Annotated in this window: 14 protein-coding genes; 4 read left to right on the plus strand and 10 right to left on the minus strand. The window is 39.6% G+C overall.

Features of this window, described 5'->3' with window-relative positions; genetic code table 11:
- Positions 1 to 5: 5 nt before the first annotated feature.
- The 7 genes from CJD36_RS17745 to CJD36_RS17775 form a co-directional block, all read right to left on the minus strand.
- Positions 6 to 2,267: a TonB-dependent receptor plug domain-containing protein gene (locus tag CJD36_RS17745; RefSeq protein WP_105040542.1), complete on the minus strand. Its 2,262-nt coding sequence runs from the start codon at positions 2,265 to 2,267 to the stop codon at positions 6 to 8.
- 13 nt (positions 2,268 to 2,280) lie between these two features.
- Positions 2,281 to 2,805 carry a YfiR family protein gene (locus CJD36_RS17750; protein WP_133162698.1) on the minus strand — a complete coding sequence of 175 codons (525 nt, stop codon included), beginning with the start codon at positions 2,803 to 2,805 and terminating at the stop codon, positions 2,281 to 2,283.
- Positions 2,806 to 2,908: 103 nt separating this feature from the next.
- Positions 2,909 to 3,055 carry a hypothetical protein gene (locus CJD36_RS23310; protein ID WP_161499363.1) on the minus strand — a complete coding sequence of 49 codons (147 nt, stop codon included), beginning with the start codon at positions 3,053 to 3,055 and terminating at the stop codon, positions 2,909 to 2,911.
- A 568-nt stretch (positions 3,056 to 3,623) separates the two neighbouring features.
- Positions 3,624 to 4,262, minus strand: coding sequence for a competence protein CoiA family protein (locus tag CJD36_RS17755; protein ID WP_105040544.1), 639 nt, complete (start codon positions 4,260 to 4,262; stop codon positions 3,624 to 3,626).
- Positions 4,263 to 4,287: 25 nt separating this feature from the next.
- Complete coding sequence (locus CJD36_RS17760; protein ID WP_161499364.1) at positions 4,288 to 4,977, minus strand: DUF559 domain-containing protein; 690 nt, start codon at positions 4,975 to 4,977, stop codon at positions 4,288 to 4,290.
- Between the two features lie 303 nt (positions 4,978 to 5,280).
- On the minus strand, positions 5,281 to 5,562 hold the full coding sequence (locus CJD36_RS17765) for a hypothetical protein (RefSeq protein WP_105040546.1): 282 nt from the start codon (positions 5,560 to 5,562) through the stop codon (positions 5,281 to 5,283).
- A 2,328-nt stretch (positions 5,563 to 7,890) separates the two neighbouring features.
- Positions 7,891 to 8,382: a DinB family protein gene (locus tag CJD36_RS17775; protein ID WP_105040548.1), complete on the minus strand. Its 492-nt coding sequence runs from the start codon at positions 8,380 to 8,382 to the stop codon at positions 7,891 to 7,893.
- 193 nt (positions 8,383 to 8,575) lie between these two features.
- Between CJD36_RS17775 and CJD36_RS17780 the strand changes: the two genes are divergently transcribed.
- Positions 8,576 to 9,226, plus strand: a complete 651-nt coding sequence (locus tag CJD36_RS17780; RefSeq protein WP_105040549.1) for a hypothetical protein — start codon at positions 8,576 to 8,578, stop codon at positions 9,224 to 9,226.
- 415 nt (positions 9,227 to 9,641) lie between these two features.
- On the opposite strand, the gene CJD36_RS17785 is transcribed toward CJD36_RS17780, so the two are convergent.
- Positions 9,642 to 11,981 (minus strand): zinc-dependent metalloprotease, encoded by a 2,340-nt coding sequence (locus CJD36_RS17785; protein ID WP_105040550.1) that lies wholly within the window; start codon positions 11,979 to 11,981, stop codon positions 9,642 to 9,644.
- Between the two features lie 167 nt (positions 11,982 to 12,148).
- Here CJD36_RS17785 and tsaE point away from each other — a divergent pair, with 167 nt between their 5' ends.
- From tsaE to CJD36_RS17800, 3 genes are all read left to right on the plus strand, one after another.
- A complete protein-coding gene (tsaE, locus tag CJD36_RS17790; RefSeq protein WP_105040551.1) occupies positions 12,149 to 12,616 on the plus strand; it encodes a tRNA (adenosine(37)-N6)-threonylcarbamoyltransferase complex ATPase subunit type 1 TsaE in 468 nt (155 codons plus the stop codon).
- Between the two features lie 182 nt (positions 12,617 to 12,798).
- Positions 12,799 to 13,503, plus strand: a complete 705-nt coding sequence (locus CJD36_RS17795) for a lipoprotein signal peptidase (RefSeq protein ID WP_105040552.1) — start codon at positions 12,799 to 12,801, stop codon at positions 13,501 to 13,503.
- The gene (locus CJD36_RS17800; RefSeq protein WP_105040553.1) at positions 13,500 to 13,784 is read left to right on the plus strand and encodes a cell division protein ZapA; all 285 of its coding nucleotides are present in this window, start codon (positions 13,500 to 13,502) and stop codon (positions 13,782 to 13,784) included. Before CJD36_RS17795 ends, CJD36_RS17800 begins: the two co-directional genes overlap by 4 nt.
- A gap of 204 nt (positions 13,785 to 13,988) precedes the next feature.
- Here the strand turns inward: CJD36_RS17800 and CJD36_RS17805 are convergent, their stop codons facing one another.
- Together CJD36_RS17805 and CJD36_RS17810 are read right to left on the minus strand one after the other, a co-directional pair.
- Positions 13,989 to 14,561: an L-threonylcarbamoyladenylate synthase gene (locus tag CJD36_RS17805; protein ID WP_105040554.1), complete on the minus strand. Its 573-nt coding sequence runs from the start codon at positions 14,559 to 14,561 to the stop codon at positions 13,989 to 13,991.
- Entirely contained in the window at positions 14,537 to 15,547 is a 1,011-nt protein-coding gene (locus tag CJD36_RS17810) for a glycosyltransferase family 9 protein (RefSeq protein WP_105040555.1), read from the minus strand. The genes CJD36_RS17805 and CJD36_RS17810 overlap by 25 nt, the downstream gene beginning before the upstream one ends.
- Positions 15,548 to 15,619: the final 72 nt, after the last annotated feature.

Raw genomic sequence — 15,619 nt, forward strand, 5'->3', positions numbered from 1 at the left:
AGCTATTAAAAAGAAACATTCAAGCCGGCCATTATTCTTATTGGGTCTTCCCGCTGTCCGTAAAAAAGTTCAGTGTTATTTTTGCGGAGGTTCATATTGTATCCAACGCTCCTGTAGTGCTGATTAAGTGCATTCGTAACATTAGCAAACATAGAGACGTGTTTTCCAAATGTATAATGTACAGAAACATTTAGTAGCACATAACCAGGCAAAGTTTGTAATCTTACCAATTTACCCGTAGTATCCTGCGTACCAGGTAGATTTTGTGTTCCCATCAGCAAAAGCCGACCTGAAAAAGTAAATTTATTAGCCTTTACGTCTGTTCCAATGCGGACCATAAAGGGAGAAATGAACGCAGCTTGTCTATCATAACCCGCTCCATCCGGATCTTCGACCCTTGCATTTACATAGCTTAAAGAAGCATAAGAATTGAAAAACGCATTACCTACCGTATGTTTTAAATTGAATAATATACTCCCCCCAACCGTATACTGCTTTTCATCGTTGATAAAAACTTCAATATAGTCAACAGGTATACCATTAAACATATTGTTGTATAAATGAGATGATAGGTTATCATTTTCTGGTGCATATAGACCTGTAAGAATTGTGTAGTACCCATCCAGTGTTATAGTGAAGTTGTCACTAACATATCGATGAATACTCAACTCAAAGTTCTGTGACCTGACTGGCTCCAAATTCGGGTTCGGTAAATGAAGGAAAGATGCATGGTAAGTTTTCCCTGAATCCTGTGTGTCAAATGCTCCATACGATGCATAAGCGTCTGATGGGGCAGGTGAACGAAAAGCACTTCCATATAGCGCTTTAATAGTAGTTTGTTCATTAGCATTATACACTAAACAAAGTCGAGGATTAAATGTATGCCCATAGCGTGAGTTGTAATCGTATCTCGCACCAAGTGTGAAATTGATTTTCCGTAACCATGCATACTGGACTTGTACATAAGATCCGATATTATTGTAATCAACTGAATAAAACTTAGCAGGCAAACCGTTGGGCTTATAAAAACTTTCGGTCCCTGCATAGCTGCTTTGCAACCTGCTGTTAGCAGGTTCATCCAAGTCAGCACTTTGCGGAATCACATGATATTTTTCAAAACTGGCTCCCCCAGTAGTCGTGAATTTATCAAAAATTTTATAGTCTAACTGTTCCTCTAGCCTGAAAGTAGAAGACTTTGAATATTTATACACAGGCTCCAGCAAGCTGAACAGATTACGGAAATTTGATTGCGGGTTAAGATAATATCGGTTTGCAGTAAATGAGGTAGTAGAAACCAACCGATTTAATGTTTTTTTATATCCTATAGATCCTGTTGTTAAATCCTGCCCCATAAAGGCACTTTTATTATAGATTGCATTGTTAGTATTGTTCGAATACGATGTTGGGATTTTCGTATTGTTAGTAAAAAATGAAAATGTAAATGCGTTCAAATGAAGCATCGCATATACGTTGTAAGCTGACGTGGGTGCCTCGTAACGTGGGGTGATCGATTTTAGTGGGGTGATGGGCCCGTAAATAGTATTTAATGTTCCGATTTGATAGGGAGTAAGACTATAAGCGGGATCATCTTTATATACTTTACTATAGTCCGGCTGTCCATCATAACAATACTGCCCGGAAATAACAAAGCTCGAATTCTTTTTAATTTTTTTTGCCAAATAGAGTGTGCTATTGGTATATCTATATATGCCTGCTGCTGCTGTTGCTTCAATAACAATATTTTTACTAGTAGGTATTTTTCTGGTAATGACATTAATAATACCCGACACAGCATCTGCACCGTACAACGCTGATGCTGGCCCATAGACGATCTCCACCTGCTCTGCAAGATTTATGGGGTAGTTTTCCATAATTGGCAATGCTTCGTTCGTAGGAGAGGATATTTTTATACCGTCAAGCAATATGATGAAATTTTGTTGCCCTTGTGTGCCGCGTATAGTTACGCTATTTCGTGAATCAGGGTATATTTTGTCATCCAGTTTAGTATCAGGGAGATCGATTATCACATCAAGCAAAGATTGATATCCTCGCATTTTTATTTGATCTCTTGTGACAACAATTACCGTAGCCGGGGCAATACGTGCGTCTTGTAAAGTTTTACTAACAGTGCTAACGTTTACATTGAGCAACTCCTTCAGGCTTAGATTATCGATGTTTGCTGTATCGTTTTGACTATACCCGTTATTATTTAAGGTCAGCAGTATAACACAGCAAATAAATATACCGGATTGTATTTTTCGAATCATATTAAATTACGGTTTACTTTACAATTGTCCCTAGGTTTAAAAGTTCGGTTGCGATTTTCAACTCTCTTTGTTCAATATTGGTTTTATTAAATTCTAGTTTCAAATGGCCATTAGCCGTAATGAAATTTATGCAAGACCCTTTTCTGGCAAGGCCAGTGTTCTCTGACACTATTAGAACGGGATTTCCTATGGTGATATTTGCTATTCGTTTAACTTCCGAACTTTCATCCTCAGTAACAATTAGGATATGACAATAGTCCAATTCAGAGTATGAAGTATAGTGTTTCACCACAATACTTTGAAGGCCCACGTTTTTTTTTGATGTGTATAACCTAAGCTCTTCATACAATGGCGACTCCCCTACAATCCCGATAATGAAATCGCCATTTTTTCTATTGGGGGGCCAGTCAACATATTTCGTGAAACGATAAATGATATTCGCTTTTACCCCATAGTCCTCCATCGGGGTTGCCTTGACTAAACCAGTCAATAACATTACTAATACGAGATATAAAAATATTTGAGCGTATCTTTTCAATAATATGAATTAGTTTATTAAAAATGTTATTCAAAGTTTATTTTTGTGCACTCATTAACAAATATACAATAAATTAGTAAGTAAATGACTTAAAATGAAGATATTAAACTATAAACTGAGAAAGTAGTATGATTTCGTTGCCGTCCTTGGTATTGCTGCTCACCACCTTCCTGCAAAGAGATAAATAAACCTTAGTGAGATTAGGCAAGCATTGCCGTTTTCCTTCTGCATCCTTTACTTGCCTATTCATAAGGTGTAGAAGAATACATTATACATACCGCCTGTATACATTATTTAGAGACGGATACTATACTAATGCTAAAATCAAAAACATCCGCAACAAAAAACCTTGATGTCTTCTGATCAAAATTATTAGTTGTGCTAAAAATGATATTTTTCCCATGTTTGGATTTTAAAGAAAAAACAATTCTAAAGCTACATCAATTATTTATTTAAATATTATTTACTAATTGATTACACAAGTTTTATTTGTATAATTTATAAAATTATATTTCTGAAAATATTTTTTAATTTAGCCCAAAGCTGTTAATCTCCTATATCATAATGGGGTTTTCGCTGTTGGCGTTCTTGAAAAGGGAGCAACTTTTAACCTAATCAATCCGATAGTCCATGTAAAAAGTTAGTTATGAAATACTGGAATTATTTTCGCCGCTACTTTGATTTTAATAAGATTGAAAAATGGGATCTAGGGTTGATTTTAAAAATTACAAGCTTGCTAATTACATGCAGTTTATATTCATTATTCCTACTTTTGAGTAGTCATTCAACCTTTGAGAAAATAATTTGCAGCCTACCTTCTATCTTCTTCTTGACCATGACTGAAATAGTTTATAGATGATTGCGAGCAAAGCAATTGGAACTAAATAACGGCTAATCTTCATTGAAAGTAATCCATCACCTTTGGATGTTTCTGTCCAAAATATAATCTCTTTTCTATTCACATTGATTAGAACAATCCGCTTTAACTCATCTTGAGGAATATCATAATCAAGACCTTCCAAATGGATTTCAACGCTTTTAAGTTTATTAGCAATATAAAATTCCTTTTCTATTTTCTTTTTAGGATTTGTTAAAGCGATTTCAAAAAAAACCTTTTCGCCATTTGCAATGACGGTCACATCCGGAATTACTTTCAAGAATGGTTCTTCACTGATTGCACCTGTATAATTCAAACCTACTCCAGGTAGCTCTATTTGATTATTTTCAACAATGATTTGTTTGGCTCGCAGATGGAGAATCGTTTCTAGTCCACCTTTGCAGTCAGTTTCAACAGAATGCCTAAAGTGCTTTTCATTTCTTTCTCCTTGTATCGCATCCACGACTTTACCGCATTCTGCGCAGATACAATTACATTCTCTGCCATTTCTCGCTGTGTCAATGAATATGGGTTTATTTGTTGGAACATAAATCGCATACTTTAATGGAGAACTCCGCATTGATATTTCTTTTGAAAATTGCTAGCTAATTTTTCATTTCAACTAACTTCATGACTTGATTAACAACCATCGAAAGTGATTCATTTATTTCTTTACCGGTGAATCGTAACACAACAAAGCCAAGCTCTTGTAACTTCCTATCGATACTTCTGTCTCTCTTTGCTTGCTCTTCTGTTCTTTCATGGTATGTATGTCCGTCAGTATATACACAGATTGGATTTTTGTTTGGAAGAAAGAAATCTACCTGAGTTAGGAGATCTCTATACTTTAGTCTCAAATCATTTTGCGTATCGTCTATCAAGGAAGCTTTTTTACCTACTTTATTCATGGGATACTGAACTTCAAAATAAACCTTGGCGTCTAAAAGCTTAGCATATAGTTTCCGTTCAAGCGGGCTTTGCAATTCTTCGAGACATGTAACACAACTACGAGATTTCTTGTGAGTGCAGGAAATACAAATCTCATCATTCAAATTTGTTTTTTCAATCCTTTTAGCTAGCTCGACACTAATATTCAAATTTTCGCTTAGAGATAAAGATTCAATAACTACTGAAATTTCGTTCCTGAAATTGGTTAGCTCTTGTAAATTCGATGTATAACACCTGTTCCATCCTTTGAGATCGTCTATAATGACAAGTTGAAAATTAGTTTGTGCCTTTTTGTATAGTGTATCCTCTTCGGTGTACTTTATGATGTTTATCGGTATCCTTCCCATTAATTGATGTTTATGGACTAATGTATAAAAGAAACAGCACATAAAATGCATGCCTAGTTAAATCCGATATAGAACGAGGGTGTTTATTTGTGTCAATATTGACATGGGAGTCAAAAGTAATAGGCAATTCCATTTATAAGCCGTCATCAGTTACGTTTCGGAGCCTGTTCTTCGACTTTTATTATGGTTGGAGTAAAACGTAAGGCAACTAATAATTCGCCCCGAATTTTAAAGTTGACAAAAAGAAAATTTGAATGACAAGGAGGATTTTTTCGATCTTTATTACTAAAAAATGTCGAGCAGTTAAGTAAGGATTTCCTTCCACTCTATATCTGGTTGTGACTTCATTTTAATAGAAATTGTGGAGAGTATTTCATAAAAATCGTCCTCATCCTTAAATTCAAAACCTGTTTGATGCAGGAATTGAAATAGCTCTGATAGTTTAACTCGCCAGGAACTAGAAAGTGAGTTTTCCCAGCCGGGCAATAAACAAAGTATCTCAACGACCAGACGCGCAACGCCAACAAAGTTTCCAGTTTGATAGGCTCTTGTAAAACTCTTGTAATTATCGTCTGCTTTGGTCATTTAGGATGAAAATGGATACTGCAATTGAAATAGCAAATATACTATAGCGTATAAATATCATGCCTTAGACAAAAGGACTAAACCAAGTAACAATGATCCAGTAGAACAATCTAAATTTGATTAATGACCTCTATTTGTAATCCCAACCATTCTGACTTATAGAAATGCAATAATTGGTAATATACTACTTGCAAATTCCAGAAAATATCCTTCTGAACCACCTTCTTCATAAGGTTGAAATATCAAAGATTTTCCCGATGTTGCCATTGATACAGATCCATATGTTTGAATCAAACAAACCTTAGATATTTCATCGTGTAATTCTTTGTCGATGAATCGCCATGTCCAATCAGTACTTGGTCTGCATTTTCAATAAAGTGAAAAATCGATTTATTTAGTTTCTGAATTTCAACAAAACAGCATTCATCGCAACCCATCTGTATAGATCCTCCAATGCTCATATCATCAAAGCACCTGCAATGCAGCCTGAGCACCTTTTATATGTTTCAATAAATCATCACTCACATCTATGACTGCGAAATCTGTTCCTGAATATCTGCTGTCTCCCGCTCTGACATGGGAAAATTCCCTACATTACCCAACTCGCAACGGTTTTGTTCTAAGTTGATCAATATTCATTTGAGACTATTAATTGTATTTCGGTTCCCTGATTACAGTAATAAGTGCTTGCAAAATGATCCCTATTCATATTTTCACGTCAAATGGCAGGAGAATATTTATCTGTAAAATACACTCTATTGAATAAGTACTTGGAATATGCTGTTTTATCAATATGAGCATAAACAAAATACAGTGTAGATTGAAATGCAATTTAGTTATAGAACAAAGTTAAACAGATAGGGACGACGTAGTAATTCTCTAAAAGAGCTCGCCTTGTGACCCTGTTATAACTTGGTTTGCAAAAAGGCGGCAATCGCTTTTAAATCTTCTATAAATTGGTTCGAACTTTGACAACTCAGGCGCACACAATAAGAGAGCGAAAGAAACAGAGCGTAGAGCGATGTGGCTTTCGCTCTTTTTGTTTTGATGCCTATTGCCGACCAAACATGTAATCTTACATCAGACCTGTCTTTCCCTGGTCGGTTCAAAATAGCGTCAATAGACTGTGCTCAACCTACATTTTTGTAATTTGGAGGATAAAGGTGAGCAGGGGAAATTTTTCATACATAGTGGTTTTACAGGCAACATGTTTACATGGGTATTCGGGAATCGGGAGATTCCCTACCGATCGAACGAAGTCAATAGACTTCGCTCAGAGTACATTTTTTTTGTAATTTGGAAGAATAAGGCGAAGAGGGGCTTTATTAAAACAGAAAAAAGGAGGAGGAAAATGAGAATTATTATCTTGTTAATATTTTGCTTGTTACAATACGATTGCCTCTCTCAACTAAGAAAGGCTTTTGATACCAGTTTAAAGATGGACTACATTAACGAAAAAAAAGTGCATCTCTTCGATCGCCATTACGGATTGAAATATTATCTTCCATACGAAGTTCATGTTGTCCTCGATAGTATAGTTGGGTCACTTTTGGACAACAATAGTTCATATAAAAAAGAACGATATATTGTAGAATATTCAACATACGGAGATACAGTGGCATTGTATGGTTATAAGTTTAGAGCTATCAGTAAGAAATTTGCTAAATCTGATAGAGTGAGCCTTGTATATCGTAAGTCTAATAGGTACTTGGAGATAACAAATGTAAAAATGCCTCTATTTTTCAAATCAGATCAGATAAATACATCGTTAACATTTGCGTTTACGCACTACTTTTTTTATATAAAGTTTGTAAGAAATAATAACGGGACGGCTAATATTTTAGAATTTGGGCAATAAGTAAAGGTAATGTATCAGATGTGTAGATTTTGTCTTTTAGTGAGCTGGGACTGAGCTCTGCGTGCATTTTTTGTAATTTGGAAGAATGCGTCTAGCAGGGACAACCCTAATGAATTGCCCTCACAATAAGGAGTCGATATTGCTTAAGGATAGTGAGCTAATACAATTATGTCGCCCCTTCAGGGCCTTGTGTTTTATTGTTTTGGGCCCGAGGGGATAAAAACCCTCGCTATTTATATCGCCCCTGAATACCGGCAGGCAGGCTTTAAGGGCTATCACAAAATTGTTACGTAAATTCAAATTCGCCTATACAGACATGCGATACCTTCGGCATCGTTACCATTTACTATTTGGCTTCGCCACAGACATCTGATGCCTTCGGCATCATGACATACTGTTAGCACCTTACCTTAATCGCACTGCATTATCAGGGCTGGTCATCAATCGACAATCAAGATATCTGTTGGCAATTAATCCGTCTTTTCTTTCAGAAAAGCAACCTGGCCGCGGTGATATTCCAGATGACCGAAACGGCTGAGGAGGACATTGAGGCGATTGCGGTGTGGCTCTTTGGCGAAGTCTTCAGCAGATACTGAGGTATGTTTTTGCAGCCACTCGTCGGTTGTTAGTGCATTGAATTTGCTGGCTACGGCTTCGTTTACCTCCGACCAAAATTGCCTAAGTTGCTGTGGTGTGTGGTTGTCCGTTTTGCTGTCGGCATTCTTGACGTATGGTTCCAGTAATTCGGGGTGGAGTGATTCTCCAAGGCCCAATAATGGGAGCATAGCATCGTGCACTGCAGTAAGGTGGCCCATAAGATAGGCGCCACGGTTGCGGCCGGGAGCTGCTTCCTGTAGTAGCTGTTCGTCGGTAAGGGAATTGAATATAGCATCAGAGCGTTTAACACTGCTATACCAATTGTCCAATACTACCTTTATCATTAAGTTTTGCTGATCGTTCATAACGGTGAGTGGTTTTGTTTTGAATAAATGAAATTACCACATTGAACCTCACAGTTGGTGTAAATAGAATTATAGGGATATAGCAACAATTAATATAGTATATCTATACGTGGAATATTGAAGTTATTTATGGAAAAAAATCCGGCATGATTCTCGCTGTTAACATTGAAAACCGCATTATCTTTCATTCACGATGAAAAAACTACTGTTATTGTTGCTGCTATTGCCTTCATTTTCATTCGGACAAACTCTGTCGATCGGACTTAACGGTGGTGCTGCGTTGTATGCAGGTATGGAATCGGATAGGAGTTATTATGAACGTACATTAAAAACAGAAGTATACTCGAGCCTGAGTATGGGACTGAGGCTAAAGAAATACGAATTGGTATTGCGGGTGGCAGGCAATCCGATAGAGGGGGAATACCATAATTTTTACCTCAACAACATGGTCTTTGCCCAGAATCCGATACAGGTATTGCTGCAAGGCAATTACCATAAACAACTTTGTGATTTTGACCTGTATGGAGGTGTATCGGGCGGTATCATTACGTATAAGAACCCCGATGTATTCTCTCTTGCGGAGCTCTACCCTACGGCTGAATTCGCGTCATCATCGGGCAACGGATCGATAGCAGGCATACAAGTGGGCTGCAACTATGCGATATCGCGGAGAATGGATATCAATATTGAGGCGGAGGGGCAATATGTGGCCATACATGCAGAGAACAATTATCTGGCTTATACATCGTCAATGCCCGCGTTCCAATATCATTATTCGTTTTTTAGTTTTCCGGTGAGCGTGGGGGTTAAGTATAAGTTTGGGAAGGATGCGAGGAAAAAGTAAGGGCGTATGTAGATTGCCAAAAAAGGGATTATGCCCAATGCACAATGGCATTGATTTGAAGAGATCGGTTGTGTTGATAGAAGAATTGTTTCGCGCCTACGTACTGTCAGGCAAGCTTCCAGAGCTTTGTCATTAAATTAAGAGAAATTCGCCTAATTAGACGTCCGATACCTTCGGCATCGTTTCAAAATCACAACAATGTTTGCTATAGACATCTGATACTTTCGGCATCATTACTTACAGTCTGGTCCTCAACTTTATGGCATTTGCCTTATAGTGCCATAACATTCAATTAATAGTCTTACAGCCACAAACTCGTAAGGTGTAGAAAACTCATTCTGAATTACAGTACACAACATAAAAAAACCGCCCCAAATTGCTTTGGGGCGGTGCAGTATTAATTTAAGCGTTGTTGTTATTGTACGATGAATGATTTAACGGTCATGTCGCCATTGTCAGGGTTAGCCAACTGAATGTGGTAAACACCCTTAGCCCATGAAGCAACCGATACTTCAGACTGGCCATTTACAGAACCGCTCCAGATAGTCTGGCCGATAGCATTGTAGATAACCGCATTTACGTCACTGTTAAGACCTGTAGTAATGTGCAATACATCGGTAGTTGGTACAGGGTATACTTTGCACAATTCAGCAAGTGCATTTGGCTGAGTAACGCCTGAAACCGCGCCACTATGTGTAACCTGGAAACCCTTGAGGTTAACGTTGAAGAATACATTACCACTACCCTTCACTTTGAAACGACAAACAGTCGCCGCAGTACTTGTTGCCGGATTTGGCACAGTTACTGACGCAGTACCTGTATTAGGGAAAGTACCAACCGTGTAAGGCCATGTAACGCCATTATCTGTAGACATGTAGATGATCACATTTGACGCACTAACCGGTGCTACATCTGTACCTACGACATTCCATGTAATAGTTTGTGTGCTACCACCTACATAAGAAATACCTGTAGTACCCTGGCTTGTAACCTTAAAGCCAGCCTTAGTTGTAGTCTGGATAGCATCGAGGTGAATACTATCATCGGGGAAAAGGAAGCAACCATTTCCTGAAAGTATGTTACGAACTGTAAGTCTGAAAGTAAGAAAACGTGCAGTATCCGGAACTTTTTCTCCCTGTGCATTTTCTGTACCTGCATCGCTGAGTACACCAGTGAGTACTTTGCTCATTTTAGGGAAAACACGGGTTTCTATTTTTAGAGGAAACCAAGAGCGGAACAAAGGTCCCCTTGCGAATGTGTTTACCAACCTTGAAGCGGTAGTGGTTGCAGTGTTCAGATTATACTGTTCCCAGCAATACATAGTTGCAGTATCTGCTACTGAATCAACGGCTGTAGGAGAAATCAATTCAAAAGGAGTTTTGTAGGGGATCTTGTAAGTAGCCGTGAAAGGCGCCAGGCTTACCAGTTTGTTACCGGTAGCTACCGGTGTAGCACAAACGTTTTCAGAACCAACCAACTTAGCTGTGATCTCTAACAAGCTAGAGGCATGAAAATATGCTTCGCTGTGCGGCGCAAGGTCGTCAGGACTGCAGATACCTGCATATGCCATGATAGTAGTACCACTGCCCGGCTCATAAGAGTGGGTAGAAGAGCGGTTACCTGAACAGCTACCGTCATTGTTATTACCGAAGGTGTGGTTTGAACCGAATTCGTGACCCATTTCATGCGCTACATAGTCAATGTCATATGAGTCACCTACCGGGTTTGGCAAACCAGTTACGCTTCTTGCCTTCTGACCACCAGTACAAACAATACCCAGACCAGATATACCACCACCACCGGTAGTGAATACGTGGCCGCAGTCGTAGTTAGCAGAACCTATACGGTTATCGCAGGTGGTCTGGTTGATACCCAGGCAAGTAGCACCATTAGTGTTAATTGCAGTTGTGCCAAATGGGTCGGCACCATTGATGCTGCCTGTGTTAGTTGGCCATATCAAAGTATCTTCATTGGCAGTATAGTTCATGTGCACAGAGAATTCACGCTCATACACACCATTTACACGATTCATTGTAGTGGTCATTACACTAAGGCACTGAGCCATAGTAGGGGAAGCTATACCTGTAGCCGCCTGGCAATAGAAGTGATTTGCAGACAACGCCAAATCGTATGTTTTACGAGTCCAGCCATTACCTGTACGAGCTGCCAGCTTTGGCAAACCTGTAGCGTAAGTAGCCATTGCTTCGCCGGCAGGGCCATTTTCGTCCCCCTCTTTAAATTCGCACCTCATGCGCTGCTCAGTAGAACGTACTTCATCTCTTTTATAGTGCACCATGTAAAAACCATCGTGGTACATATCATAAGGATCAACGAAAGAGGTATTCTCGCCATCAAACACCATTGCATGGAAGCCATACACGGTAAAGTCGAGCTTAGCGGTAACTCTTTGGTCGCCCACTAAAACACCTGTAAACGTCTTTATTTCTGAGTACTTATCCGCCAGCTTCCCTGTCATCATCGGGTCCTGCCAAACTTTGAAATTTCTGATAGTACCATCGGGCATCGGCAATTCTATTACCATACCTTCGTTAGCATCTGTACCTAACGAGAACATCTGCAATTTCAGCAGCTCTTCATTAAAGGTATAAACGAGGTAATGTTCAGGATGAAATGCCTGAATTTTCTGAGAAGGCGCACTGGTAACAGGAACTTTGTTCCAGATACTGCCGGCAAAACTTTCCCCCGCCCAACATAAAACAGCTAAAAAAGCCGAATAGGCAAATAATTTTTTCATTTTTTGTTGATTAAACAATTAAACTTTGGTTAAAAATTAAGTCTGAATTAAATTATTGTGATGTGAAGGGCTTTGCAATTTACTGAAGTTTGGGAAAAATAAAAATTTCTGTTACATATAAGTTTCTACTTATGGAGCTGAACAGATAAATTGTATCTTGCAATTGCATGGAAAAAACGTTACTTGAGTGTAGGTATACACTGAAAGAGCTAGAACAAATTCTACAAAAATTTTGGAATGTTGCTGAAAAGTACCCGGTGATCGCATTTTCGGGAGATATGGGTGCGGGAAAAACAACTTTCATTCATAAACTCTGCGATATGCTGGAGGTGGAGGACACTGTGAGTAGCCCCACGTTTTCATTGATCAATGAGTATCATTATAACAAGGCAGGTAAGGACACCACTATCTACCACATGGATTGGTACCGGTTGAAAAGTGAGGAAGAGGCAATATCTGCGGGCATAGAAGATTGTATGCAGCAGGCAATACGACAAAACATGTATTGCTTCATAGAATGGCCTGAAAAGGCGATGAGCCTGCTACCCCGATCTACCTTGTGGGTGAAAATAGAAACACTAAGCGAGACAGAGCGGGTTATGAGCATTGGACAATTTGACAATTCGGCAATTTGACAATGCTGACTGTTTTTCGGGCGATGATGTGTGACGGGCGATTAGATGCCTTAAGAGCATTATGCTATACTTGAAGCCAACCGAAGGGATGAGGATTATTTAACTATTTGTGTAATAAAGGTGGCAAAAAGGCTACAGCAGTTTATGCTATATTTGCGACCGAAAACTAACAGTACCATATTTTGAAGTATCGTAACGCGATTATATTAGTGATGCTGATCATTATAGCAGATCAGTTGTCGAAGATCTATATTAAGATTCATTTCTGTAATGGCGATGATGTGAAGATATTTGGCAGCTGGTTCAGGCTGCACTTCATAGAAAATGAAGGCATGGCATACGGTTTAAAGATCAGTGAGTCGGTAATAGGGAAACTGTTATTGTCATCGTTCAGGCTTATAGCGGTGATCTTTGGTTTTTACCTGCTGAAAAGATTGATAGTAAAGGGGTATAAAAAGGGCGTGATCATTTGCGGATCGCTTATACTGGCAGGCGCATTGGGCAACCTGATAGACAGCTTGTTTTACGGGCAGATATTTACCGACAGTCCCTACTCCTGTTTTTCGGGGTACTATGAGAACATCAGCAGTATGCTGGCCAATCATAATAAAGAGTATGTAGCGCACTTTACGCAGTACGGCCATGGATATGGCAAATTTCTGCAGGGCAAGGTGGTGGATATGCTGTACTTCCCGATGGTGGATATGAATATGCCTAAGTGGGTGCCTTTTCTTGGCGGTAAGAATTTTGTATTTTTCGAACCGGTTTTCAATATAGCCGATGCGGCAATATCTGTAGGCGTGGTTACACTGGTACTTTTCCAGAAGAGCCTGCTTACCAAAACTGAACCTGCACCAACTGTTACTACCTTAAGCGAAGAAGTATGAGCCAGGAAGATCTAATGCCCATAAATGTGTGGCTTGCAGGCCGCAATTACAGGTTGCGTATTAAGGCCGAGGAAGAATCAGCGGTGCGCAAAGCAATAAAGATAGCCGACGAAAAGATAGCTGAGATGCGCGCGCGTTATGCGGGTAAGGATGAAATAGATTTCATGGCCATGACATTGTTATCCTATGCCGCTGATACAGCTGTTGAATCATTTGGCAATCCACTGGTGCAAAGTGAGCTGAATAAGCTGAGCGAAAAGATAGATAAGGTGCTTAAATAATGGATTAATTTAGAAATGGATTAATGGCTCAATTCAATGTGGAAATGTGCGAATGTGGAAATATGGAAATGGTGTCAAAAAATGATAAGTCAATTCGACAATGATGAATGTGGCAATGCTATGGTATATGAAAAAATATGACAGAATTGAAAGGAAACAATGTTGTTGCATTAACCATCTAGTCAATATCTCCGGCAGACAATATTAATCCCTCAACACCGTAATATTCCCATCGTCGTCCATAGATATCAGGCGCGATGGAGGTGTTATTGAAGAATCGGTTTGTCGGTGGGTGACGGTGTAATCTACACCTGCAACTATTGACGGGTTTATCATTGAAAATATTGCAGGGGTGGGTTCTCCACTTATGTTAGCCGAAGTAGAAACAATGGGCCTACGAAGCCTTTTGATCAGCGCCTTGCAGAATGGATCGGTAGTGACGCGAATGGCAATAGAACCGTCTTTATTGACCACATTGGCAGGAAATCCTAAAGCATTTTTATAAATGACTGTCGTAGGCCTTTCGAAGGCCTCAACCATAGCTATGATATCGGGTGGTGGTGCAGCAACATAATGTAAAATGTCACGGGCATCTGCCAATAAAATGATCATACTTTTTTCCTTAGGCCGCTGCTTAACGGCAAACACCTTGTCTACAGCTGCTTCATTCAGCGCATCGCAACCAAGTCCCCACACAGTATCTGTAGGATAGAGTATAACGCCATCGTTCTGTAGTGCCTGCATGCAGGCCTTTATGTCGTTTTCGAAATCCACCATAGTAATTGTTCGTCTTTAATATCAAGAGCACACTTGAAGTGACCTTCAGGGCAACGTTTGCGTCCATGCAGGCCACATGGCCGGCAGTATAGCGGGTAGTCTATTTCTACTATCCTTCCCTTTGAATGCGTAGGGCCGAAGCCGAAAGAAGAAATGGTAGAGCAGAACACACCTGTTACCGGCGCATCCATAGCCACTGCGAAATGCAGCGGTGCTGAATCATTAGTGTAGTTCATGTCAGCCCCCTGCATCAATGCGCAGGATTCAAGATAGTTCATCTTTCCTGACAGATTGATGGCCTTCTTGTTGCCAGACATATCGATTATTGATTGAGATAGTTCTTTATCATCGGGGCCGCCTACGAGGTAAACATTGTATTGAGCAGGCAATAGGTCAAGCAATTCCGCCCAACGTTCAGCGGGGTAACGCTTGGTAAACCAAACCGATGACGGAGCTATACAAATATATGGCCCATCCTGGTAGGGTTTTGCTGCCGCATAGTCGCCCGGAGTTGGGTAGAGCTTAGGCTGCGCCGCAGTTTTATCGGTAATATCTTCTATGAGCAACTGGTATCGCTCTACCTCCATAATGTACTCTTTAGCATGAGGTTCGGCGATATTGTGAGGTGCTTTTTTTGTAAACGAGAAAGCAAACGGATTTTTGTCGAACCCTGCAGTGTATTGAGCACCTGAGAAGAACATCATGAACCCGGATGTAGGGAAACGATGCGGATTGATGATATGCGTATACTGCTCTTTACGCACACGCATGGCCATCTTCAGAAGATTGCGTTTCTTTTGTTTCCGCTTATCCCATATCAGCAGGTTAGTAATAAACGGGTGATCGCGCAGCAGGCCTTCATTACCTTTTCTCAGCAAGAAATCGATTTGCGCATCGGGGTAAAACTGATGTATCTTTTCAAGAATAGCCGTGGCTAAAACTACATCTCCGGTAAAAGCGGTTTGTATAACCAAAAATTTATACATCACTTGCGAAATTACGAATGAAAGCGGTTTCTGAAGGTTTTAACAATAAAAAAAAGCAATTTTGAAAATTTG

It is taken from the genome of Flavipsychrobacter stenotrophus (assembly GCF_002954265.1).
Classification (GTDB): Bacteria; Bacteroidota; Bacteroidia; order Chitinophagales; family Chitinophagaceae; genus Flavipsychrobacter; species Flavipsychrobacter stenotrophus.

Coding starts and splice junctions, on each gene's coding strand:
- CJD36_RS17785 (WP_105040550.1), bottom strand. CDS start 11,981: ATGAAAAAATTATTTGCCTATTCGGCTTTTTTAGCTGTTTTATGTTGG.
- CJD36_RS17760 (WP_161499364.1), bottom strand. CDS start 4,977: ATGGGAAGGATACCGATAAACATCATAAAGTACACCGAAGAGGATACA.
- CJD36_RS17765 (WP_105040546.1), bottom strand. CDS start 5,562: ATGACCAAAGCAGACGATAATTACAAGAGTTTTACAAGAGCCTATCAA.
- CJD36_RS17800 (WP_105040553.1), top strand. CDS start 13,500: ATGAGCCAGGAAGATCTAATGCCCATAAATGTGTGGCTTGCAGGCCGC.
- CJD36_RS17775 (WP_105040548.1), bottom strand. CDS start 8,382: ATGAACGATCAGCAAAACTTAATGATAAAGGTAGTATTGGACAATTGG.
- CJD36_RS17745 (WP_105040542.1), bottom strand. CDS start 2,267: ATGATTCGAAAAATACAATCCGGTATATTTATTTGCTGTGTTATACTG.
- CJD36_RS17755 (WP_105040544.1), bottom strand. CDS start 4,262: ATGCGGAGTTCTCCATTAAAGTATGCGATTTATGTTCCAACAAATAAA.
- tsaE (WP_105040551.1), top strand. CDS start 12,149: ATGGAAAAAACGTTACTTGAGTGTAGGTATACACTGAAAGAGCTAGAA.
- CJD36_RS23310 (WP_161499363.1), bottom strand. CDS start 3,055: ATGAATAGGCAAGTAAAGGATGCAGAAGGAAAACGGCAATGCTTGCCT.
- CJD36_RS17805 (WP_105040554.1), bottom strand. CDS start 14,561: ATGGTGGATTTCGAAAACGACATAAAGGCCTGCATGCAGGCACTACAG.
- CJD36_RS17810 (WP_105040555.1), bottom strand. CDS start 15,547: ATGTATAAATTTTTGGTTATACAAACCGCTTTTACCGGAGATGTAGTT.
- CJD36_RS17780 (WP_105040549.1), top strand. CDS start 8,576: ATGAAAAAACTACTGTTATTGTTGCTGCTATTGCCTTCATTTTCATTC.